The organism is Terrabacter sp. 2RAF25 (assembly GCF_052115265.1).
Lineage (GTDB): Bacteria > Actinomycetota > Actinomycetes > Actinomycetales > Dermatophilaceae > Terrabacter.
In genome coordinates this window covers 338,447-360,415 of record NZ_JBFRGJ010000001.1, presented here as the reverse complement: position 1 = coordinate 360,415, position 21,969 = coordinate 338,447, and the positions used below count along the sequence as shown (strand labels likewise).

At 71.1% G+C, this 21,969-nt stretch carries 23 protein-coding genes; 15 read left to right on the top strand and 8 right to left on the bottom strand.

What is annotated here, in order from left to right; all coding sequences use genetic code 11:
• The first annotated feature begins 27 nt into the window (after positions 1-27).
• The 9 genes from AB4091_RS01665 to AB4091_RS01625 all read left to right on the top strand — a co-directional run bounded on the left by AB4091_RS01665 (position 28) and on the right by AB4091_RS01625 (position 10,099).
• Positions 28-1,287 (top strand): cytochrome P450, encoded by a 1,260-nt coding sequence (locus AB4091_RS01665; RefSeq protein WP_442289993.1) that lies wholly within the window; start codon positions 28-30, stop codon positions 1,285-1,287.
• Position 1,288: 1 nt separating this feature from the next.
• A complete protein-coding gene (locus AB4091_RS01660; RefSeq protein ID WP_442289992.1) occupies positions 1,289-2,413 on the top strand; it encodes a PEP/pyruvate-binding domain-containing protein in 1,125 nt (374 codons plus the stop codon).
• A gap of 77 nt (positions 2,414-2,490) precedes the next feature.
• Positions 2,491-4,344, top strand: a complete 1,854-nt coding sequence (locus AB4091_RS01655; RefSeq protein WP_442289991.1) for a PEP-utilizing enzyme — start codon at positions 2,491-2,493, stop codon at positions 4,342-4,344.
• Positions 4,345-4,350: 6 nt separating this feature from the next.
• Entirely contained in the window at positions 4,351-5,121 is a 771-nt protein-coding gene (locus AB4091_RS01650; protein WP_442289990.1) for an SDR family NAD(P)-dependent oxidoreductase, read from the top strand.
• Positions 5,122-5,157: 36 nt separating this feature from the next.
• On the top strand, positions 5,158-5,478 hold the full coding sequence (locus tag AB4091_RS01645) for a 2Fe-2S iron-sulfur cluster-binding protein (RefSeq protein WP_442289989.1): 321 nt from the start codon (positions 5,158-5,160) through the stop codon (positions 5,476-5,478).
• Between the two features lies 1 nt (position 5,479).
• Positions 5,480-6,736 (top strand): NAD(P)/FAD-dependent oxidoreductase, encoded by a 1,257-nt coding sequence (locus AB4091_RS01640; protein ID WP_442289988.1) that lies wholly within the window; start codon positions 5,480-5,482, stop codon positions 6,734-6,736.
• Positions 6,733-7,401, top strand: a complete 669-nt coding sequence (locus AB4091_RS01635; protein ID WP_442289987.1) for an HD domain-containing protein — start codon at positions 6,733-6,735, stop codon at positions 7,399-7,401. The genes AB4091_RS01640 and AB4091_RS01635 overlap by 4 nt, the downstream gene beginning before the upstream one ends.
• The gene (locus tag AB4091_RS01630; protein ID WP_442289986.1) at positions 7,398-8,885 is read left to right on the top strand and encodes an aldehyde dehydrogenase family protein; all 1,488 of its coding nucleotides are present in this window, start codon (positions 7,398-7,400) and stop codon (positions 8,883-8,885) included. The genes AB4091_RS01635 and AB4091_RS01630 overlap by 4 nt, the downstream gene beginning before the upstream one ends.
• Entirely contained in the window at positions 8,882-10,099 is a 1,218-nt protein-coding gene (locus tag AB4091_RS01625; RefSeq protein ID WP_442289985.1) for a 4-hydroxybenzoate 3-monooxygenase, read from the top strand. The genes AB4091_RS01630 and AB4091_RS01625 overlap by 4 nt, the downstream gene beginning before the upstream one ends.
• A gap of 7 nt (positions 10,100-10,106) precedes the next feature.
• Here the strand turns inward: AB4091_RS01625 and AB4091_RS01620 are convergent, their stop codons facing one another.
• Entirely contained in the window at positions 10,107-11,330 is a 1,224-nt protein-coding gene (locus AB4091_RS01620; RefSeq protein WP_442289984.1) for an amidohydrolase, read from the bottom strand.
• Positions 11,331-11,540: 210 nt separating this feature from the next.
• Here AB4091_RS01620 and AB4091_RS01615 point away from each other — a divergent pair, with 210 nt between their 5' ends.
• A complete protein-coding gene (locus AB4091_RS01615; protein WP_442289983.1) occupies positions 11,541-11,735 on the top strand; it encodes a hypothetical protein in 195 nt (64 codons plus the stop codon).
• Between the two features lie 20 nt (positions 11,736-11,755).
• Here AB4091_RS01615 and AB4091_RS01610 read toward each other — a convergent pair whose 3' ends face one another.
• The 3 genes from AB4091_RS01610 to AB4091_RS01600 form a co-directional block, all read right to left on the bottom strand.
• The gene (locus AB4091_RS01610) at positions 11,756-12,571 is read right to left on the bottom strand and encodes a sulfite exporter TauE/SafE family protein (RefSeq protein ID WP_442289982.1); all 816 of its coding nucleotides are present in this window, start codon (positions 12,569-12,571) and stop codon (positions 11,756-11,758) included.
• Positions 12,572-12,611: 40 nt separating this feature from the next.
• Positions 12,612-12,782: a hypothetical protein gene (locus tag AB4091_RS01605; RefSeq protein ID WP_442289981.1), complete on the bottom strand. Its 171-nt coding sequence runs from the start codon at positions 12,780-12,782 to the stop codon at positions 12,612-12,614.
• 113 nt (positions 12,783-12,895) lie between these two features.
• On the bottom strand, positions 12,896-14,305 hold the full coding sequence (locus AB4091_RS01600) for a rhodanese-like domain-containing protein (protein ID WP_442289980.1): 1,410 nt from the start codon (positions 14,303-14,305) through the stop codon (positions 12,896-12,898).
• Between the two features lie 205 nt (positions 14,306-14,510).
• Here AB4091_RS01600 and AB4091_RS01595 point away from each other — a divergent pair, with 205 nt between their 5' ends.
• Positions 14,511-14,753 carry a metal-sensitive transcriptional regulator gene (locus AB4091_RS01595; protein ID WP_442290292.1) on the top strand — a complete coding sequence of 81 codons (243 nt, stop codon included), beginning with the start codon at positions 14,511-14,513 and terminating at the stop codon, positions 14,751-14,753.
• A 12-nt stretch (positions 14,754-14,765) separates the two neighbouring features.
• Here the strand turns inward: AB4091_RS01595 and AB4091_RS01590 are convergent, their stop codons facing one another.
• Positions 14,766-15,350, bottom strand: a complete 585-nt coding sequence (locus AB4091_RS01590; RefSeq protein WP_442289979.1) for a TetR/AcrR family transcriptional regulator — start codon at positions 15,348-15,350, stop codon at positions 14,766-14,768.
• Between the two features lie 161 nt (positions 15,351-15,511).
• Here AB4091_RS01590 and AB4091_RS01585 point away from each other — a divergent pair, with 161 nt between their 5' ends.
• The 3 genes from AB4091_RS01585 (at position 15,512) to AB4091_RS01575 (ending at position 17,789) form a co-directional block, all read left to right on the top strand.
• A complete protein-coding gene (locus tag AB4091_RS01585) occupies positions 15,512-16,201 on the top strand; it encodes a DUF981 family protein (protein WP_442289978.1) in 690 nt (229 codons plus the stop codon).
• Between the two features lie 149 nt (positions 16,202-16,350).
• Complete coding sequence (locus AB4091_RS01580) at positions 16,351-16,710, top strand: YciI family protein (RefSeq protein ID WP_442289977.1); 360 nt, start codon at positions 16,351-16,353, stop codon at positions 16,708-16,710.
• An 11-nt stretch (positions 16,711-16,721) separates the two neighbouring features.
• Positions 16,722-17,789 (top strand): maleylacetate reductase, encoded by a 1,068-nt coding sequence (locus tag AB4091_RS01575; protein ID WP_442289976.1) that lies wholly within the window; start codon positions 16,722-16,724, stop codon positions 17,787-17,789.
• 107 nt (positions 17,790-17,896) lie between these two features.
• On the opposite strand, the gene AB4091_RS01570 is transcribed toward AB4091_RS01575, so the two are convergent.
• The 3 genes from AB4091_RS01570 to AB4091_RS01560 form a co-directional block, all read right to left on the bottom strand.
• Positions 17,897-19,267 (bottom strand): FAD-dependent oxidoreductase, encoded by a 1,371-nt coding sequence (locus AB4091_RS01570; RefSeq protein ID WP_442289975.1) that lies wholly within the window; start codon positions 19,265-19,267, stop codon positions 17,897-17,899.
• Positions 19,268-19,428: 161 nt separating this feature from the next.
• A complete protein-coding gene (locus AB4091_RS01565; protein WP_442289974.1) occupies positions 19,429-20,205 on the bottom strand; it encodes a DUF4386 domain-containing protein in 777 nt (258 codons plus the stop codon).
• A gap of 1 nt (position 20,206) precedes the next feature.
• Complete coding sequence (locus tag AB4091_RS01560) at positions 20,207-20,497, bottom strand: hypothetical protein (RefSeq protein ID WP_442289973.1); 291 nt, start codon at positions 20,495-20,497, stop codon at positions 20,207-20,209.
• 202 nt (positions 20,498-20,699) lie between these two features.
• On the opposite strand from AB4091_RS01560, the gene AB4091_RS01555 reads away from it, so the two are divergent.
• Positions 20,700-21,932 carry an MFS transporter gene (locus AB4091_RS01555; protein ID WP_442289972.1) on the top strand — a complete coding sequence of 411 codons (1,233 nt, stop codon included), beginning with the start codon at positions 20,700-20,702 and terminating at the stop codon, positions 21,930-21,932.
• Positions 21,933-21,969: the final 37 nt, after the last annotated feature.

The window sequence follows — 21,969 nt, the reverse complement described above, 5'->3', positions numbered from 1 at the left end:
CGCACCGACGGGACCACGATGAGGGACATGTCGAAGACGACGGAAACCCCCACGGCGCAGTCCGGCTGCCCCGTCCACCACGGCTACGAGCCCTTCAAGCTCGACGACCCGTTCCCGGCCTACGCCGAGCTCCGCCGGGACGAGCCGGTCATGTTCGACGAGCGGATCGGCTACTGGGTGGTGACTCGCTACGACGACGTCAAGGCCGTCTTCGACGACTGGGAGACGTTCAGCAGCGAGAACGCCCAGGCACCGGTGCGCGAGCGCGGCCCCGAGGCGAAGCGGATCATGCAGGAAGGCGGCTTCACGGCGTACTCCGGCCTGTCGGCGCGCGTCCCCCCGGAGCACACCCGCATCCGCAAGGTCGTCGCGAAGGCGTTCACCCCGCGACGCTACAAGGCCCTCGAGCCGACCATCCGCGCCAACGTCGACGCCCAGCTCGAGGCCTTCCTCGCCCGGCCGGAGCGTCGCGCCGACCTCGTGCGCGACCTCGCCTACACCGTGCCGACGGTCACCATCCTCACCCTCATCGGCGCCGACGTGTCACAGGTCGACACCTACAAGCGATGGTCCGACTCGCGCGCCGCGATGACGTGGGGCGACCTGTCCGACGACGAACAGGTGCCACACGCCCACAACCTCGTCGAGTACTGGCAGGAGTGCCTCCGGCTCGTCGCCGAGGCGCACGAGACGCAGCCCGACAGCCTCGTCGGCGACCTCGTGCGAGCCCAGCAGGGCGGCGACCCGATCAGCGACCACGAGATCGCATCGATCTGCTACAGCCTGCTCTTCGCCGGGCACGAGACCACGACGACGCTCATCGCCAACACGCTGCGCGTCCTCCTCTCCCACCCGGACCAGTGGCAGCAGGTCGTCGACGACCCCAGCCGCATCGCCGCGGCGGTCGACGAGGTGCTGCGCTACAGCCCGTCGATCGTCGCCTGGCGCCGCAAGGCCACCCGGGCCGCCTCGATCGGGGGCGTCGACATCCCCGAGGGCGCCGACGTGCTGCTCGTCATGGGGTCGGCCAACCGCGACGACTCGCGCTTCGACGACCCCGAGTCGTTCGACATCTCCCGCCCGAACGCCCGCGAGCACCTCGCCTTCGGCTTCGGCATCCACTACTGCCTGGGCAACATGCTCGCGAAGCTCCAGGCCAAGATCGCGGTCGAGGAGGTGGCGCGTCTCGCGCCCGGCCTACGGCCGGTCGAGGAGGAGCCGGTGCACTTCGGCGACAACCTCTCGTTCCGCGTGCCGCTCGCCGTCCCCGTCTCCTGGGAGTCCTGACATGACCACCGCACCCACCGCGTACGTCCAGTTCTTCGACGGCGGGCTCGAGCCGCAGCACGAGCTGCTCGGCGGCAAGTGCGCCTCGCTCGTGACGATGACGGCCGCCGGTATGCCGGTGCCGCCCGGCTTCGCCGTCACGACGCTGGCCTACGACCGGTTCGTCGACGCCGCGGGCATCGCCACCGAGATCGCGCACAAGCTCGCCGCCCTCTCTCCCGACGACGTCTCGGCCGTGGACTCCGTGTCGGCGTCGATCCGCGACGCGATCTGCTCACGACCGGTGCCGCCCGAGGTGAACTCGCAGGTGGTCGAGGCCTACGAGCGGCTCCAGTCGCGGTTCGACTCCGAGGTGCCCGTCGCGGTGCGCTCGTCGGCGACCGCCGAGGACCTTCCCGGCGCGAGCTTCGCCGGGCAGCAGGACACCTACCTGTGGCTCAGCGGGGTCGAGACCGTGCTGGCCCACATCCGCGCCTGCTGGGCCTCGCTCTACACGAGCCGCGCGATCCTCTACCGGCTCAAGAACGACATCCCCGACGAGGGCCTGTCGATGGCGGTGGCGGTGCAGAAGATGGTGAACTCGGCCGTGTCGGGCGTTGCGATGACGATGAACCCGACCAACGGCGACCGCTCCAAGGTGACGATCGACTCCTCCTACGGTGTCGGCGAGATGGTGGTCTCGGGCCAGGTTACGCCCGACAACATCGTCGTCGACAAGGTCGTCCTCTCCACCGTCAGCCAGACCGTCGGCGACAAGCACGCCGAGCTCGTGCCCGACTTCGAACTCGGCCGCCTCGTCGAGCGCGACGTGGACGACGAGCGCAGGGCCCGGCTCAGCCTGACCCCCGAGCAGGTCACGGCCGTCGCGGCCCTGGCCAAGGCCGCCGAGAAGCACTACGGCTGCCCGCAGGACGTCGAGTGGGCCCTCGACCGTGATCTACCTGACGGCTCGAACCTCCTTCTCCTGCAAGCCCGCCCGGAGACCGTGCACTCTGCGCCCGCCGTGGCTGTCGCAGGAGCCGGAGCACCGCAGGCCGCCGCCCCCGCCACGACCGCCGGCACCACACCGGCGTTCAGCCTCTCCGGGCTGACCTCCCGCCTCACCGGCGGAGGGACCGGCAGCTGACCGCCCTCCCACGCCGGACGTGACGCGTCCGGCCCGTCATTCCTGCGTTTCCCGACTCGCGACAAGGAAGTCCCGACATGACCGCCGACCTCACCGCCCAGGCGCCTGCCGCCGCGCCCACCCTGAAGTCCTTCCCGAAGCCCTCGGCCCTGCCCGTGCCGCCCGGCGCCGAGGGCTGGGAGGACCTGTACCCGTACTTCCTGTCGTTCCGGAACCTCAGCGGAGACGAGGACGAGAAGTTCTGGTTCTGCGACAGCCAGCACTGGCCGACGGTGTTCAAGCCGTTCGAGACGATCGGCGGCGAGTTCGCCGTCAAGTGCCTCGGTCAGTACAACACCCGACACCTGCTCATCCCGCCGGCCAACGGCATCGAGTTCAAGATCCACCTCGGCTACCTCTACATGAGCCCCGTTCCGGTGCCCGAGGCCGAGATCGCCTCGCGGGTGCCCGAGTTCGAGCGTCGAGCCGGCCACTACTTCCAGAACTGGGACAGCATGCTCGACGGCTGGCACACCAAGGTGCGCGCCACCATCGCCGAGATGGAGACCCTCTCGTTCGAGTCGCTGCCCGACGCCGTTCCCTTCGACGACATCGTCGGCGGCGTCGCCAAGGACGGGTCGGAGAAGCTCATGGAGAGCTACGACCGGCTCATCCAGCTGTGCTACCAGAACTGGCAGTACCACTTCGAGTTCCTCAACCTCGGCTACCTCGCCTACCTCGACTTCTTCGGCTTCTGCAAGCAGCTGTTCCCCGGCATCCCCGACCAGTCCATCGCGAAGATGGTGCAGGGCGTCGACATGGAGCTGTTCCGCCCGGACGACGAGCTGAAGAAGCTCGCACTGCTCGCGGTCGAGAAGGGCCTCCAGCCGGCGTTCTCCGACACCGACGACGTCCAGGGCACGCTCGACCGGATCGCGGCCTCCGACGGGGGCGCCGAGTGGCTCGCTGCGTGGACTGCGGCCCAGGACCCGTGGTTCAACTTCACCGTCGGCAACGGCTTCTACGGCCACGACAAGTACTGGATCGAGCACCTCGAGATCCCGCTCGGCTACGTCAAGGACTACGTCCGCCGGGTCGAGGAAGGGCACCAGATCCTGCGCCCCGTCGCCGAGCTCGTCGCCGAGCGGGACCGCGTGGTGAGCGAGTACCGTGACCTCGTTCCGGCCGAGCTGGTCGCTGACTTCGACGCCAAGGTGGGCCTGGCGGCGACCGCCTACCCGTACGTCGAGAACCACAACTTCTACATCGAGCACTGGACGATGGGAGTCTTCTGGCGCAAGGTCCGTCAGCTCGGCCGCGTCTTCGCGGACGCCGGCTTCTGGGCCGACCAGAGCGACATGCTCTACCTGACCCGCGGTGAGGTGCGCGACGCGATCTTCGACCTCGTCACCGGGTGGGCGGTCGGAGCTGAGCCGACGGGACCGCACTACTGGCCCAAGGAGATCGAGCGTCGCCGGGGCATCATCGATGCCCTGTCGAGCCAGCGCCCGCAGCCGGCGCTCAACACCCCACCGGCCGAGATCACCGAGCCGTTCACGATGATGCTCTACGGCATCACGACCGAGCAGGTGCAGCAGTGGCTGGGCGACGACGACTCCGCCGAGTCCGGCACGATCACGGGCATGGCCGCCTCCCCCGGCGTCGCCGAGGGCCCGGCCCGCGTCGTCACGCACGCCGACCAGCTCGGTGAGGTCCAGGAGGGCGAGATCCTCGTGGCCACGATCACCGCGCCGTCGTGGGGGCCGATCTTCGGCAAGATCAAGGCGACCGTCACCGACATCGGCGGCATGATGAGCCACGCCGCGATCGTCTGCCGCGAGTACGCCCTGCCCGCCGTCACCGGCACCGGCAACGGGTCCACGACCATCCGCACCGGTCAGCGCATCCGGGTCGACGGCAACACCGGCCGCGTCGAGCTGCTCGAGGACTGAGCCGTCGTGACCGACCCCACCACCCCGACCGCCACCTCCGACCGCACCGTGCTCGTCACGGGCGCGGCCGGGGGGCTCGGACGCAGCTTCGCGCTCGGGTTCGCCGCGCGCGGCTACCGCGTCGCCGTCGCCGACATCAACGCCGAGGGAGTGGCCGAGACGGCACGCCTCGTCGAGGCAGCGGGCGGGACCGCCTGGCACGGCACCGTCGACGTGACGTCGACGACGTCCACGGAGCAGCTCGCCGGCGAGGTGGCCGCCTTCGGCGGCGGGCGCATCGACGTCGTCGTCAACAACGCCGCCGTCTACGCGACCCTCAACCGCTCGCCGCTCGAGGACATCGACCCCGCCGAGTGGGACACCGTCATGGCCGTCAACCTCAAGGGCCCCTGGCTCGTGGTGCGGGCGTGCAGCCCGCACCTGCCCGGCGGCGCCCGTGTCGTGAACCTCGCCTCGGCGACCGTCTACAGCGGGTCGGAGCAGTGGCTGCACTATGTCGCTTCGAAGGGTGGGGTCATCGCGATGACCCGGGTCATGGCCAAGGAGCTCGGGCGACGGGGCATCACGGTCAACGCGATCGCACCGGGCTTCACCCTCACCGAGGCCAGCCTCGGCCTGATGGAGAACGCCGAGCAGTACGGCGTCGACCGTGGCGCCCTGCGTCGGGCCAGCCAACCGGAGGACATCGTCGGCGCCGCGCTCTTCCTCGCGAGCCCCGACAGCGCGTACATCAGCGGCCAGACGATCGTCGTCGACGGCGGCCGCCAGTTCATCTGAACGAGCACTTCCCGAATCCACACCAGGAGAAGAGACATGGCACAGATCACCTACACGGACACCACCGGTGACGCGCGCACCGTGGCGGCGACGGTGGGCGACTCCGTCATGGAGACCGCGGTGCGCAACGGCGTTCCCGGGATCGTGGCCGAGTGCGGCGGCTCCCTGTCGTGCGCGACGTGCCACGTCTTCGTCGACGACGCAGACTTCCCCACCCTTCCACCGATGGACGACATGGAGGACGAGATGCTCTACGGCGCAGCCGTCGACCGCGGCCCCACCTCCCGCCTGTCGTGCCAGATCAAGGTCGTCGACTCCATGGACCTTCACGTCACAACTCCCGAGACCCAGGTCTGACATGTCAGGCCTGCTCATCATCGGGTCCTCGCAGGCGGGGGTGCAGCTCGCGGTGTCGTTGCGTGCTCTCGGCCACGAGGGGCCCATCACCCTGCTCGGCGAGGAGAACCATCGGCCCTATCAGCGACCCGCGTTGTCCAAGGAGTTCCTCCAGGACGTCATCACCAAGGAGTCGCTGATCTTCCGCACCCAGCAGTACTGGGACGAGCACCGCATCACGGTGGTCAAGGACGAGCGGGTCGTGCGCATCGACAAGGCCGACGACGGCTCCGGGGTGGCTCACGCCGTGTCGGGGGCGCAGTTCCCCTTCGACCGGCTCGCGCTCACGGTCGGCGCCCGCGCCCGACGGCTGTCGCTCCCGGGTGCGGACCTGCCGGGCGTGCTCTACCTCCGCAACGCCGACGACGCGCTCGAGCTCAAGGCCCGCGTGCCGGCAGTCCAGGACGTCGTCGTCATCGGCGGTGGCTTCATCGGCATCGAGGCGGCCGCGAGCCTGCGCAAGCTCGGCAAGACCGTCACCCTCGTCGAAGCCGGTCCGCGCCTCGTCGGTCGGGCCGTCGGCGACGAGACCGCCGAGTTCCTCCGCGCCCACCACCAGGCCGCCGGCATCGACGTGGTGCTCGACGCCGAGGTCGAGCGGATCAGCCCTCGGGCGAAGCGTGGCGACCGGGTCGGTGGCGTGGTGGTCGCCGGCCGCACGGTTCCGGCCGACCTCGTGCTCGTCGGCATCGGGGTCGTTCCCAACACCGAGCTCGCCGAGAGCATCGGGCTCGCCTGCGACAACGGCATCGTCGTCGACCGGTATGCCGTCGCGTCCGACGGCGTCACCCTGGCCGTCGGCGACGTGGCCAACCAGCCGAACCCCGTCCCAGGAGCGCCCGACGGCGACCGGGTGCGGTTCGAGAGCGTCAACAACGCCGTCGAGCAGGCGAAGGTCGCCGCGTACTCGATCACCGGACGCCGGGAGGAGTACGCCGGCATCCCGTGGTTCTGGTCCAACCAGGGCGACCTCAAGCTGCAGATCGCCGGCCTCAGCTCTGGTCACGACCGCACCGTCGTGCGCCGCGACGACGCCCGGGGCAAGTTCTCCGTCCTCTACTACCGCGGCGGGCGGATCATCGCAGCCGACTGCGTCAACACCCCGCTTGACTTCATGGCGGTGAAATCCGCTCTCGCCCAAGGCGCGTCGATCCCACCGGATGAGGCCGCCGACCCCGACACCCCGCTCAAGTCGATCACGAGGAACGACCCGCGATGACTCACCCCCTGCCCCCGACACCCGTGGCCGCCGCCGGCCCGGTGGACACCTCACCGATCACGCTGACGCCCGCCAGCGGAGCCGACCTCGACCCCGTGTGGAAGAGCGTCGTCCCCGAGACCCGCACCCGCGGCAACGACATCCACCTGCCGATCTCGCTCGCGTACGCCGAACGCCTCTGCCGGGCCTACCCGCAGGCGGACGCACGCCTCGTGCGCGTCGCGATCCTGCTCCACGACACCGGCTGGGGTCGCGTCGACGAGAGTCGCATCATCTCCGAGGGGTTCGGCGGCGACTGGCGCAAGGCAGCGATCCGCTTCGAGCACGAGAAGCAGGGCTGTGTCATCGCCCGCGAGGTGCTGCCGCCGCTCGGCTACGACGAGCAGTTCGTCGACGACGTCTGCGCCATCATCGACGGCCACGACACGCGCCACGAGGCCTACAGCCTCGAAGACGCGATGATGCGCGACGCCGACCGGCTGTGGCGCTTCGACCCCGCAGGTATCGCGCTCGCCTCGGGCTGGTTCGGCATGGACCCCGCGACCTACACCGACCGGCTGCGCGCCGAGATCATCCCCGAGCTGCTGACCGAGGCCGGCATCGCCATGGCGACCGCGTCGCTCGACCGGTCGACGGCCCTGCTCCGGACGGACGTGCTGCGGTGAGCCGGGACCGCGCCGAGCTCGGCCTGCCCTGGACCCACGTCGACGACCACTACCTCGACGGGAGGTGGACGCCGTCGACGGGCGAGGCCCGCACCCCGGTGGTCGACCCGGCCACGGAGGAGGCGTGGGGCTCGGTGCCCGACGCGACGCCCGAGGACGTCGAGGTGGCGATGGCGGCCGCCGACCGGGCCTTCCGCAGCGGCCCGTGGCCGCGGCTGTCGGCAGCGGAGCGCGCCGACCACCTGCGCCGCGTGGCCGACGAGCTCGAGAAGCGCGCCGAGGAGCTCGCGCTCACGATCTCGCGCGAGAACGGGACGCCCCTCTCCGAGAGCCGCGGGGCAGCCGGCAACGCCGCGGGCATCTTCCGCTGGTTCGCCGGCATCGCCGGCCACCTCGACGCCGACGACGTGCGCCCGTTCCCCGCGATGGCGGGCTCCGAGTCCGTCGTACGCCGCGACCCCGTCGGCGTGTGCGTGCTCATCGCGCCGTGGAACTTCCCGATCAACCTCGTCGCGATCAAGCTCGCGCCCGCGCTGCTCGCGGGCTGCACGGTCGTCGTCAAGCCCGCCTCGCCCACTCCCCTCTCGATCCGCTTCGTCGTGGAGGCGGTCGAGGCTGCCGGAGTGCCGGCCGGCGTGGTCAACCTCCTCACCGGCTCGGGGGCGGTCGGCGACGCGCTCGTGCGCCACCCGCTCACCGCGAAGGTCGCCTTCACCGGGTCGACACCGGTCGGGCGCAAGATCGCGGCCGCGTGTGGTGAGCTGCTGCGTCCCGTCACCCTCGAGCTCGGCGGCAAGTCGTCGGCCGTCGTGCTGCCCGACGCCGACCTCGATGCCATGTCCGACGTCCTGATCCGCTCGAGCATGCGCAACACGGGTCAGACCTGCTACATCAGCACCCGCATCCTCGCGCCGACCGAGCGCTACGACGAGGTCGTCGACATGGTGACCCGCACGATCAGCGCCGGCCGTCAGGGCGACCCCCTCGACGACGACACGGTCTTCGGCCCGGTCGCCACAAAGGCGCAGTACGACAGCGTGCTCGATCACCTCGAGTCGGCCCGCCAGGAGGGCGCGCGTGCGACGACGGGCGGACGAGCCCGCGACGGGAACGGCTACTTCGTCGAACCCACGGTCCTGGCCGACGTGACACCCGACATGCGGGTCGCCCGCGAGGAGATCTTCGGCCCGGTCATCACGGTGCTGCGCTATGACGGCATCGACGAGGCGGTCGCCCTGGCCAACGACACCGGCTTCGGGCTCGGCGGCCTCGTCTTCTCCAGCGACCCGCGCGCGGCGCAGCAGGTGGCTGAGAGGATGGACACCGGGTCCGTGGGCATCAACTTCTTCGCCTCGAACCACAGCGCGCCGTTCGGGGGCCGTCACGACTCTGGCCTGGGCGTCGAGTACGGCCTCGAGGGGCTCGCTGCGTACGTGACCTACAAGTCGATCCACCGCCGCACCCCGAACGAGGAGTACCGATGAGCCGACCGGCGCCGAGCACGACGACCAGGACCACCGTCGGCATCGTGGGGGCCGGGCCCGCGGGCCTCATGCTCTCGCACCTGCTGCACCGCGCCGGCATCGACTCGGTCGCTGTCGACAACCGCACCCGCGGCGAGATCGAGCAGACGGTGCGGGCCGGCATCCTCGAGGCCGACAGCGTGCGCCTGCTCGTCGACACGGGCGTGTCCGACCGCGTCCTGCGTGAGGGGCACGCCCACGACGGGATCGAGCTGCGCTTCGGCGGCGTCGGCCACCGGATCGACTTCAAGGGCTTGGTCGGCGAGTCGGCGTGGCTCTACCCGCAGACCGACGTCTTCATCGACCTGGCAGCCGCACGGGAGCGCGACGGCGCGGACGTCCGGTTCGGCGTCAGCGACACCCGCGTCGAGGACGTCCTCGGCGACCGCCCCCGGATCAGCTTCACCGATGCCTCTGGTGCTGAGCAGGTCGTCGAGTGCGACTACCTCGTCGGCGCCGACGGCTCACGCAGCCTGTGCCGCCACGAGATCCCGGAGGCCCAGCGCCGGCAGTTCTCGCGCGAGTACCCCTTCGCGTGGTTCGGCATCCTCTGCGAGGCCCCGCACAGTGCGCCCGAGCTGGTCTACGCGCACTCCGACCGCGGCTTCGCCCTCATCAGCCAGCGCTCGGAGACGTTGCAGCGCATGTACTTCCAGTGCGACCCCGACGAGGACGTCGACGCCTGGAGCGACGACCGCATCTGGGAGGAGCTGCAGGCGCGGGTCAGCGGTCCCGACGGCTTCACCCTCAAGGAGGGCCCGATCACCGACCGGACGGTGCTGCGCTTCCGCAGCTTCGTGTGCGAGCCGATGCGCCACGGCAACATGCTGCTCGCCGGCGACGCCGCGCACACGGTGCCGCCCACCGGCGCCAAGGGCCTCAACCTCGCGCTCGCCGACGTCAAGGTGCTCGCCGAGGTGCTCGAGCAGGCCGTGCGGACCGGTGACACGGACGTCCTCGACACCTACAGCCCGCGGGCCCAGTCTCGCGTCTGGAAGGCCCAGCACTTCTCCTACTGGATGACGAGCATGCTGCACACGATCCCGGGCGCCACCGACTTCGACCGTCGGCGCCAGCTCGGCGAGCTGGCGATGGTGACCGGTTCGGAGGCGGGCTCGCGGTTCCTGGCCGAGGCCTACACGGGCTGGCCGGAGGGTGGGTCGGAGCGCGGCTGAGGGCTGCCTACGCCCGGCCCTCACCGAGACGGCTCAGGGCGGCGACGACCAGGGCTGCGGTCCCGGTGTCGAGTGTCGGCTGGATGAGCGGCGCGAAGAACGGGGAGTGGTTCGGAGGCGCCTCGGTGCCCGCCGCAAAGCCGCCGACACCCCAGTAGCAATAGGGGATCCCGAACGCGTCAGGCACCCGGCTGAAGTCCTCGCTCGCCGTCACCCGCCCGAGGTCCACGACGTGTTCGTCGCCGAAGTGCTCCCGGAACGAGGCGGTGACCGCCTCGCCCACTTCCGCGTCGTTGTCGGTGAGGGGGTACTGGTCGTAGTAGTCGAACGTCGGTGCCTGGGGCGAACCGGACGCCTCGCACTCGGCCCGGACGATGCGCTCGATGGCGGACAGGACGTGGGTCCTCACGCCGTCGTCGTAGGTGCGCACGTTGACGAGCAGGACCGCCCGGTCCGCGATGATGTTGCTCTTGGTGCCTGCCACGCTGCTGCCCACCGTCACGACGGCGAACTCGCCCGGCTTGGTCTCACGGGCGACGATCGTCTGGAGCCGCATCACGACGGCCGCCGCGAGGACGACCGGGTCGACGCTCTGGTGAGGCATGGAACCGTGAGAACCCTTGCCGTACAGGGTGATCCGGATACTATCGCCAGCGGAGAGAACAGGCCCGGGATGGGTTCCCACCGTGCCGGCCTCGAGTCCCAGCACGTGCTGGGCGAAGGCGACCTCAGGTCGCGGGATCGCGTCGACCAGACCGGCGTCGAGCATCGCCTGCGCTCCCGACGCGGTCTCTTCGGCGGGCTGGAAGAGGGCCACGAACGTGCCCGACCAGCCCGATGCACCCTGCGCGACCAGCTCGGCTGCGCCGAGCAGGCACGTGACGTGGACGTCGTGGCCGCACGCGTGCGCGATCCCCACGACGGCACCGGTCTCATCGGTGGCGGACTCGGTCGAGGCGTACGGCAGGTCGGTCTGCTCGGTGACCGGCAGTGCGTCCATGTCGGCGCGGGCCAGCACGACGGGGCCGGGACCGTTGTCGAGGACGCCCACGACGCCCCCGCCGAGCTGCTGGACGGCATACCCCATCTCGCCGAGGCGACGGGCGACGTTGGCGGCCGTGCGGCTCTCCTGGCCGCTCAGCTCGGGGTGCGAGTGGAGGTCGCGATAGAAGTCCTCCTGCCACTCCCTCGTCCTGGGCAGGCCCTGCAGCACCGACTCGTTCCGACCCATCGGATCTCCTTGGTCGCTCTGTGTTGTCGCTCTGTGTTGTCGCTCCGTGTCGCTGGTCGTGACCCGATCAGGCTACGCAGCCTTCTTCACCCGCGGCTGGGAGCCCGGGCGGCCGCACCCGGCCACGGCGGGAACAAACGACCCGGGCATAACGGTACACAGTATGTATCGTAATAGTGCGCGGCCCAGCCGCGGGAACGGAGAGCTCCCATGACATCCGCCGGAACCCTGGTCCTGGGCGCGGTGGCGATCCTGTTCGTCATCGCCTGGTTCGTCTTCGGCGTGGTCGACGGCACCCGCCCCGAGCGGGCACGGCACAATGGCAACACGCACGACACCGAGCCGAGCGAGCAGGCAGACGCCGCCCGGCACGTGGACAGCCACCACCTGACGACGCGCACCTGAGCGGCTGGCAGGACGCGGGGTCAGGAGCCGAGCAACGCTGGCAGGCTCCGCACTCCCGTGTAGAGGGCGACGACGACGAGCAGGACGGCGAAGGCGGCAGAGAGCTGGCGAGGGTGCGCCCGCTGTGCGACCCGTCCGCCGACGAGGCTGCCCGCAACCGTCGTGGCGGTGAAGACCGCGACGAGCACCCAGTCGATGTGGGCACGACCCGCGAACACCCTGGCCGACAGGGCTGTCGCACTGTTGACGGCGATGACCAGCAGCGAGGTCCCGACGGCCACGGGCATCGGGAAGGCCAGCGCCAGCACGAGCGCAGGGACGAGGACGAAACCCCCTCCGACGCCGAAGAACCCGGTGAGTAGCCCCACCGCCGTGGCAGTGGTCACGAGCTTGAGCAGCCGGGGGCACGCGCAGGCGAGCGGCCTGAGCCGGACGATGGGCTCGGCCGACCGGTCACGCTCCCCCGCCTGGTGAACGCGATCGCCAGAACGCCTCAGCATGAGCACGGCGACGACGAGCATGAGGCCCGCGAAGGCGAGGAGGAGCGCGCCCGGGCTGACGCGTGTCGACGCGGTCGAGCCGACGACCGAGCCGAAGGCGCCCAGCGCCCCGAATGCGAGACCCTGCCCGACGCGCACACGTCCGGCCAGGCGGTGGGGCAGCAGAGCGATGAGCGAGCTTGCGCCGACGACGAGCAGCGAGCTGGTCGTGGCGGTGGCAGGGTCCTGGCCCAGGACGTAGACGAGGGCCGGCACCGTGAGGATCGACCCTCCTCCGCCGAGTGCCCCGAGGGCGAGGCCGATGAGCAGGCCCAGGGGCAGCACGAGGACCATCATGTGGCGCGCTCTCTCGAGTCGCGACCGTCGCGGGCGCAGGTCACCCGCGCCCGAGGAGGCGCGAGAGGAACGAGCCCCCGGCCCTCTGGGCGCCGGGGTGACCGGGGCAGCGGGCGTCGCGCGGGACGCGGGCCATGACCTGGTCGACGTGCTGGCCGCAGCCGGCCCAGGTGGTCTTGCCGCAGGTCTGGCAGGTGGCGGGTCGGCACATGGTGGTTCTCCTCGGGGTCGGCCACTCGAGGTCGAGCGGCGGGTAGCTGCGGAAAGGGAGGGGCGGGAAGGGAGGGGGGCGGGAAGGGGCAGCACGGGCAGGGACGGTCGGGGTCAGGCCGCCTGCGCGAGCGGGAGTCCGGAGGTGAAGGCGCTGTCGAACGAGTCGTCGATCGCCACCACGCGCCGACCGCGGGCGGCCAGCACCGAGGCGGCGATGGAGGCACGGTAGCCCCCGGCGCAGTGCACCCAGACCTCGCCGTCGGGCACTTCCTCGAGCCGGCCGAGCAGGGCGTGGAGGGGGATGTTCACGGCACCCTCGATCGATGACTCCCGGTGCTCGGACTCGCGGCGCACGTCGAGCACCTCGACGTGCCGGTGGTGGCGCACGTGGGCGAGGTCGGCGAACCCGGCCCTGGTGAACGAGCCAAGGGGGCGCTCGGTCCACTGGTCGGGGCTGCCGGTGGCCGCACCCTCCAGCTGGTCGATGCCGATGCGCACGAGCTCGCGCTGGGCCTCGGCAACCTGCTGCGCCGACGAGCCGAGCAGCGTGAGCGGCGTGCCCCAGGGGATGAGCCAGCCGAGATAGGTGGCGAACTGGCCGTCGAGGCCGAAGTTGAGGGTGCCGGTGACGTGGCCGGCGGCGAAGGCGGTGCGGTCGCGCAGGTCGACGACCCACTCCCCTGCACCGATCCTGGCGGCCAGCGTGTCCTTGTCGGCTGCCGCCGGGGTCTGGAGGTCGACCGCCGAAGGCCCGGCAGCGTTGGCCGGGGCCATGTGGGCGTAGTAGGCGGGGTGGTCGTCGAGCCCGGCGAGCGTGTCGGCGACCCAGCGCTGCTCGTCCTGCGTCAGCGCGGGGTTGTGACATCGCTCGCCGCCGATGGTCGATGCCGAGGCGCTTCCCGACGAGCCGGCCGAGCAGAACGAGCCGAAGCCGTGGGTGGGCAGCACGTGGGTGTGGCCGGGGAGGTCTCCGGCGAGCCGGTGGGCCGAGGCGTACTGGAGGTGGACGAGCGCGTCGGTGTGCTCGGCGCCGAGGAGGTCGGGCCTGCCGGTGGCGCCGAAGAGCAGCGAGCCACCGGTGAAGACCCCGACCGCCTCGAAGGGCGACCTCTCTGCCGGAGCGACCTCCAGGGCGTACGCCAGGTGGGTGAAGGTGTGTCCGGGAGTGGCAATCGCACGGACCCGCATGGTCGGAGAGACGTCGACGACGTCGCCGTCGCTGATCGGTGTGCGGTCGTACGCGACGTCGTCGGCGGCGTTGACGTGGTACGCCGCGCCGGTGGCCCCTGCGAGCGCGAGTCCCCCTGTGACGTAGTCGTTGTGGATGTGCGTCTCGAAGACGTGAGCGATGCGCACCCCGGCCTCGGCTGCGAGGGCGACGACGCGGTCGAGGTCGCGCTGCGGGTCGACGACGACCGCCACGTCGCCGTCGTGGGCGAGGTAGGAGCGGTCGCCGAGGGTGGGCGTGTCGATCGCGACGAACGTGACGCCGTGCACCGTGGTGGGGGCTGGGGTGCTCACGAGTTCGGGACCTTTCGACGTGGCGTGTGGGGACGAGGACCGTGCTGGCGATGTCCGCCGGCGACCGATAGGCAAATACCCCTGTGGGTATCTGAGGTGGCTACCGTAATACCCCTTGGGGTATGTTCGTCAAGTCGGCGGCGAACGCCCCCGCAACCGCGACCTCCGAAGGAGACCCCCCGTGGTCACGCTCAACAGCGACGACATGACACCCGTCCTCAACCGGCTCCGCCGCGCGCAGGGCCAGATCGGCGGCGTCATCCGCCTGATCGAGGAGGGCCGCGACTGCCGCGACGTCGTGACCCAGCTCGCCGCCGTCAACCGCGCCCTCGACCGCGCGGGCTTCGCCATCGTCTCCTCGGGGATGCGCGAGTGCCTCGCCTCTCCCGACGGGCTCACTGCCGAGGACCAGGCGACGATGGAGAAGCTGTTCCTCACCCTCGCCTGAGGGCAGCCCCGCTCAGACGGGCCGGCGTCGGGGCTGCGGGCCGACGCCCAGCAGGAGCAGCTCGAGCACGCCGTCGGCCCAGCCGCGACGGGCCCGCCCGTGCTGCAGCAGCTCTCCGAGGTAGGCGCCGAACGCGAGAGCGGCAAGCCCCTCGACATCGACGCCCCGCCTGAGCCGGCCGCTGGAGACGTCGGCGGCGATCTCGCGCTCGAGCACCTCGAACCAGCCGCGCAGGCGGGTGCGGAGGGCGACGGTGAACGCAGGGTCGGAGTCGGTGAGCACCGCCGCGATCGCTCCGCGCCCGAGGTGCTCCTCGACCAGGGCGCGCACCTGCTCGAACACCCATCGCAACTTCTCCTCGACCGGCAGGTCCGCCTGCGGGAAGGCATCACCGGCGAAGGCCGCGAGGGTGGCCGCGAGCAGGGCCTCCCTGTCGCGATGACGACGGTAGATCGTCGTGCGCGCCACGCCAGAGCGGGCTGCCACGGCGTCGATGTGCACGGCCTCGGGGCCCCGTTCGCGCAACAGCGCCAGGGCGGCGGCGCCGATGCGATCGTCGACGCCCGCGTCTCGCGGTCGACCGGCCGTGGGAGACATCGCGGTCCTTCCGGGAACAAAGCAGGGACAATTTTCGCTACACCTATTGTATCGAAAATCACGCGGCACGGACCGAAGTTCGACCGAGCCGCACACTCTTTACCCAATAGTTGAATTTTCATTGACATCGGCACGCGTGCCGGAAAGGACGGTGGACGGCCATGGTCGTCTACAACGAGCTCGTCGCCATCACGGCGGGAGCGGGACTCATCGGCTTCGCCTGGTTCCTGACCCGGCTCATCGGCGGGCTGCGGATCGACAGCGAGGGCTGGGCCGGCTTCTTCGGAGTCACGGGCGTGCTGCTGCTGGCCCTGGGCCTCCACACCACGATCACCTGGCCCTTCGGCGGCGACGGCTTCGAGTACGCCAACATCGCCTTCGGGCAGCCGGCGGCCGGGTTCGGCGCCCTGCTGCTCTTCGCTGCCGTCTACCTGTGGCGTCACCGCGCCCTCTTCGCGGCCGACGTCGACCCGGCTCGACGTGCCGCCCTGGACGCCCTGAAGCCGGTCGCCGTCTTCGTCGGCGCGCTCGGGCTGGGCATGGCGGCCCTCGCCATCACCTTCGTCCGTTTCCAGCTCGGCGCCGCTCCGCCGCAGGAGCCCATCAGCGGACGCTTCGGCCACCTGCCGCTCCTCGAGGCGCTGTTCCTCGGCGGCCTCTGGGGCGTCATCGCGCTCGGCGCCCTGCTCTTCGCCGTCGCCCAGCTCGCCGACCGGCCGAGCCTGCTGCGGTGGGCTGCTCGCGCGTGGACCGTCGGAGGAGTCGTGCTCCTGCTCTTCGGCGCGATGAACTTCTACACGCACATCGGCATGTACTACAACATCGCCCACGGGACTTCTCACCTCTGGTGAGTCCCTGGTGACCTCAGGACACGGCGGCCGGACCTACGATCTGTGGGTCCGGCAGTTGCGTGGACGATGCTGTCGAAATCGCCTGACACCGTTCGTGTAGTAGGTGTCGACGCGGGCCACCAGGGTCCGCCAGAGCTGAAGGAGCCGTCGTGGCCGAGTACCTCCTCTACTTCAACCAGCAGTGGGTGGGCGACCACTCCGAGGAGTGGTTCCGCGGACGCGGCCCACTCGCCAGGGGCGTCGTCAACGACATGAGGGCCGCCGGAGTCTACGTGTTCGCGGGAGGGCTGGAGGAGGAGGACGGACCCGTCTACAACGCCGACCCGACCAGCGGCTCCGTGATGGTCACCGACGGCCCCTACGTCGAGACGAAGGAGTTCCTGGGCGGATTCGCCATCGTCGACGTGCCCGACGACGCCACGGCGAACATGTGGGCTGCCAGGGTCGCGGAGGCCTGCGGGTGGCCGCACGAGGTTCGCCGCTTCAAGCCCCAGCCGAAGGCCGGCTGACGCCGACGACCATGGCCGACCCGACGACGCACCCCGACGACCCCCGGGTCATGGTCCACGAGGGCGTCGCGACCCGGGTGCTCATCGGGTCCGGCGCGCTCCGGCGCGTCCCCGACGAGCTCGCGCGAGTCGGTGCGGAGCGCGTCATCCTCGTGGCCACGAGGTCGGCCTCTGCTCCTGCAGCCGACCTCTCGGCCGCCCTGGGCAGCCGCCTCGCGGCACGCTTCGACGAGGCGCAGGTGCACACGCCGGTGGAGGTCACCGACCGGGCACTCGCCGTCGTCACGGCACACCACGCCGACGCCGTGGTGGCCCTGGGCGGCGGGTCAGCCGTCGGGCTCGCCAAGGCGCTCACCGCGCGCACCGGCATACCCCAGGTGGCCGTCCCGACGACGTATGCCGGATCGGAGGTCACGCCTGTCCTGGGCGAGACGCGGGGCGGGGTGAAGACCACGCGCCGCGACCCCGCGCTCGCACCGCGAACCGTCGTCTACGACCCCACGCTGACCCTGTCGATGCCGCGCGGGCTCACCCTGACCAGTGGCCTCAACGCGCTCGCGCACGCCGTCGAGGCCCTGTGGGCCCCCGACCGGACGCCGGTGAGCGACGCACTCGCCACGGAGTCGGCCAAAGCGATCGTCGAGGCGCTGCCCCAGGTGCTCTCCGACCTGCGCGACCTGACGGCTCGCGCCCGGGTGCAGGCGGGCGCGTGGCTCGCCGGGATGTGCTTGGCTCAGACCCGGATGGGCTTGCACCACCAGCTCGCCCACACCCTGGGCGGCAGCTTCGACCTGCCCCACGCCGAGCTCCACGCGATGCTGCTGCCGCACGTCATGGACTTCGACCTGCCCGCCGCACCCGACGCGGAGCGGCGGCTCGAGCGGGCTCTCGGCACCGACCCCGTACGCGTGGTGCGGGGCCTCGCGGCCGGCCACGAGGGCGCTCGCCGGCTGCGCGACCTGGGGGTCCCGCGCGACGCCCTGGCCGGCGTGGCCGCTCGCGTGGTCGACGCGCCCTACCCCAACCCGAGGCCGCTCGACGTCGAGTCGGTGACCGCGCTGCTCGAACGGGCTTGGTGACCGGACCCGGGACGGTTGCGCCGCCAGAGCAACCAGCCGCGGTAGGGAGGCATCGTCGCCTGCTGGTCGCGCCTGTCACGGGAGGCCCGGGAGCGAGGGTCGGGACGTCAGCCGGAGTAGGGCTCCAGCTCGGCAAGCACCCCGTTGAGCGCCTCGGTGCTGGACGGGTGCGTCCAGATCCCGTTCAGCAGCTCGTCTGCCGTGGTGCCGGCCCGGATGGCCAGGGCGACGAGGTTGACCAGCTCCTGGGAGTCGACGCAGAAGAGCGTCGCGCCGAGGATCCGCCGCGTCGCCGCGTCGACGGAGAAGGTGATCACGCCGTCCGGGTCGCCGACGATCTTGGGCCGTGGCATGGTCGCGATCCGCGCAACCTCCTTGCTGGCGTGGAGCACGTCGTGGCCTGCAGCGCGCGCCTCCGCGGGCGTGAGGCCCACCTGCGAGAGGGGCGGGGTGATGAACGTCGTGCGGGGCACGGCGACCCGGTCGGAGGTGGAACGTCGCCCCTCCCCCTTCAGCTGGTCCCAGACCACCCGGTTGTCGTCGAGCGAGATGTAGGTGAACTGCGGGCCACCGTTGACGTCGCCGACCGCGAAGACCCCGTCGGCCGAGGTGCGAAGGCGATCATCGACGATGATGAATCCTCTGTCGTCCGTGGCGATTCCGACCACGTCCAGACCGAGCTCGCTCGTCACCGGCACCCTGCCGATCGCGAGCAGGACCGCGTCGGCCTCGACGTCGTCGTGCGCCAGAAGCACTCGCAGGACGTCGCCTGCCCGCTCGATGGCGCGAACCCGGGCGTCGTGGCGCACGGTCACGCCGCGACGGGACAGCACGTCCTCGACCGCCTGTGCCACAACCGGTTCGGCGTCGGGGAGCAGGGCCCCGCGGGAGTCGAGCAGCGTGACGTCGGCGCCGAAGAGCGCGAACATGTTCGCGAACTCCAGACCGACGAAGCCGGCGCCGACGACGACGAGCCGATCCGGGAACGGGTCGGCGTGCTGGATGGTCGTGGAGTCATACACCCGGGGCAGCGTGGCACCCGGGATGTCCGGGCGGGCCGGCACCGCCCCGGTGCCGACGACGATGCGCTCCGCCGTCACGACGACGTCGCCGTGGGCCGTGCGCACGGTGACCTGCTTCGGGCCGGTGAAGCGTGCGTCTCCGTCGAGCAGCGTCGCCACACCCTCGAGCATGCCGTGGTTGGCCGCGTTGAGCCCGCCGATGAGAGCGTCACGGTCAGCGACGGCCCGGGCGAAGTACTCCGAGGGGTCGTCGCTCGGCCGCCGGGCCTCGGCCGACACCACGAGGTCCTTCGTGGGCACGCAGGCGACGTTGATGCACGTGCCGCCGTACATCGCCGGGTCGCGCTCGACGAGGGCGACCGACCGACCGGTGGCCGCGTAGCGCTTGGCGAGCGTCTTGCCCGCCTTGCCCCACCCGATGACCAGCAGGTCCACGCTCAGGGGTGACGTGGTCACGACGGGGCCTCCTCGAACCGAGTACGTATGCCGTGCCGGCACCCTGTCACTGTCTTGCCCGCGGCCTGGCGGGCGCAAGGGGCGCAGGCCCGGCCGGCGCGAGGCCCTGGCCAGCACGGTGCTGGCCAGGGCCTCCTGGGTGCGTCGACGGGTCCGGCGTCCTACTGTGTCGCCGTGAGCGGCGTCGGCTTGAAGCCCTTGAAGGTCATGTACAGGCCGACCGAGAGCTCCCAGACGAAGATGAGCGCACCGCCCGGCCCCCACCAGATCGAGCCGTGCTCGGTCAGGCCGAGGATGGTCGCGAGGGTGGGGGCGAGGAGCAGGGGCGCAGCAGCGAGTCCCATCAGCGGGATGACGCGGGGCACGAGGCGCGTGCGGTAGAGCAGCGTGGCGAAGAGCACGGCGTTGATGACGGGGGCGAGGTTGGGTCCGAGCAGGAACGTGTAGTCGCGCATCGCCACGAGCCCGTGGCCGGTCGTCAGCAGGGCGGAGGCCTCGGGGCCGGCGACACCACCGAGGTCGCGCCGCATGGCGACGACGCCGAGCAGGCTGACGACGCCGATCATGACGACGGCGGCCTCGTACATGCGGGAGGTCACGAAGCCGAGGGCCATGGCCTGGTTCTGCCGCTTGACGACCGGGTAGACGGCGACCGCGGAGCCGATGGCGGCCAGGGCGTTGACGGTGTCCATGAGGCAGCCGATGATCACGCGCGTGTCCTGGCCGGGGCCGACGACGTAGCCGGGGTCGTCGAGCACCGGCTTGAGGAAGTACACGACGGCGGCGATGGACGAGGCGAAGGTGATCAGGTAGAAGATGCCGGATGCCCTGGCGTAGTTGCGGGTCCAGTCGCTCCCGCCTGTTCGGACGGTCGTGGTCGTTCGGGCAGTGCCGGTGGTGGTGGCGGCGGGCGTCGCCATGCTCGGGACGGTGTCCATGTCAGTCTCCTGGTGTGGTGGTGGTGGCGGTTGTGGTGTCTGTTGTGGTGTCCGTGCTGCGGTCCTGTCGGTGCAGTGACAGCAGCGGGATGCCGATGTCGGCGAGCTGGCGGAGCAGTCCGTGCAGCGCCGCCTGGTCGGCGACCGGCCCGCGCAGGACGGTGGTGCCGTCCTCGAGCGGGGTGAGCGTGAGGCCGTCGAAGCGAGCGGCCCAGTGGGTGGCCAGCTGTCCCCGGACGCGGATCTCGTAGCAGGCCCGGTCAGGGTCGGTCGTGACTCTGTCGTCGTCCATGGCTCTCCTCGGATCGAGCGCCCGGCGCCTCGGGGCCGGCTGGGCCGGGGGTCGATCGGTGCGATACCGGGAAACGTAGGAGCCCATGTGGTGAGCGGGCATCACCGCATCTGGTGAATCTCGTGGTGAGGGGCGGGCACCGGCTCGGCCGGTTAACCGCAAACCCCTGAGCGGGGTGGTCGCGCGCGCCTACCGTGGTGGGGTGCGCGGTCACGTGACCGAGGTGCGGGTGGGTTTCATCACCCGGTACGCGTTGTCGTACCTGGGCACGTGCCTGCTGTTCATCGCGCCGCTCGCGGTCACGCTCGCCCTCAAGGTCGACCACCTCGTCGGCCCGGGCTCCGCGCCCGCCGGTCTCGCCGTCGTGGCCGGCGCCGGCTCCGTGGTCGCCCTGGTGGGCAACCCCCTCTTCGGGCGGCTCAGCGACCGCACCTCATCGCGCTTCGGCATGCGACGACCTTGGATGCTCGGGGGCCTGCTGGGCGGCACCGCAGGCGTTTTAGTCGTCGCGACCGCCTCTAGCGTCGCCGCCGTGGTCGTCGGCTGGTGCATCGCCCAGCTGTTCTTCAACGCTGTGCTCGCCGTCCACGTCGCGGTGCTCCCCGACCAGGTGCCACCCAGCCAGCGCGGGCGCGTCTCGGGCGTGCTCGGGGTGTGCCTCCCGGTGGCGTCGGTGGGGGCCACGTTCGTCGTGAAGGTCTTCAGCGGCAACGAGATGGCGATGTTCCTCGTGCCCTGCGCCGTGGGCGGCCTGCTCATCGTGGTGTTCGCCGCGAGCCTGCAGGACCGTCGGCTGCCGCGCGGCACCCGGCCGCCGTGGACTCTGCGTGAGGTCGCCGGCACCTTCGTCGTCGACCCGCGACGCCACCCCGACTTCGCGTGGGCCTTCCTCAGCCGCTTCCTGCTGGTCATGGCGTACGCGTTCCTCACGACCTACCAGGTCTACTTCCTCCTCGAACGCCTCCACCGGACCGCCGCCGAGGTCCCCGACCTCGTCTTCGTCGGGACACTCGCGCAGTCGGCCGCCGTCGTCGTGGCCTCGCTCGTCGGTGGCCGGGTGTCGGACCGTGCCGGGCGGCGCAAGGCGTTCGTGCTCGCCGCGGCCCTCGTGTACGCGTTCGCCATGGCCCTGCTGAGCGTGGCGACCGGGGTCGCGGCCTACGTGACCGCGCTCGCGGTCAGCGGGGTCGGCTTCGGGCTGTATTTCGCCGTCGACCTCGCGCTGGTCACGGAGGTGCTGCCCGACCCCGACGACGCCGCCAAGGACCTCGGCGTCTTCAACTACGCCGGCGCGCTGCCCTTCACGATCGCGCCGGCCGTCGCTCCGACCGTGCTGTCCCTGGGCCAGGGCAGCTACGGCATCCTCTTCGGGGTCGCTGCCGCCTGTGCTGCGGCGGGCGCGCTGGCCGTGCTCCCGATCAGGCGGCTGCGCTGAGCCCGAAGGGTGTGCGTCCGGACCGGCGGTGGCGCGC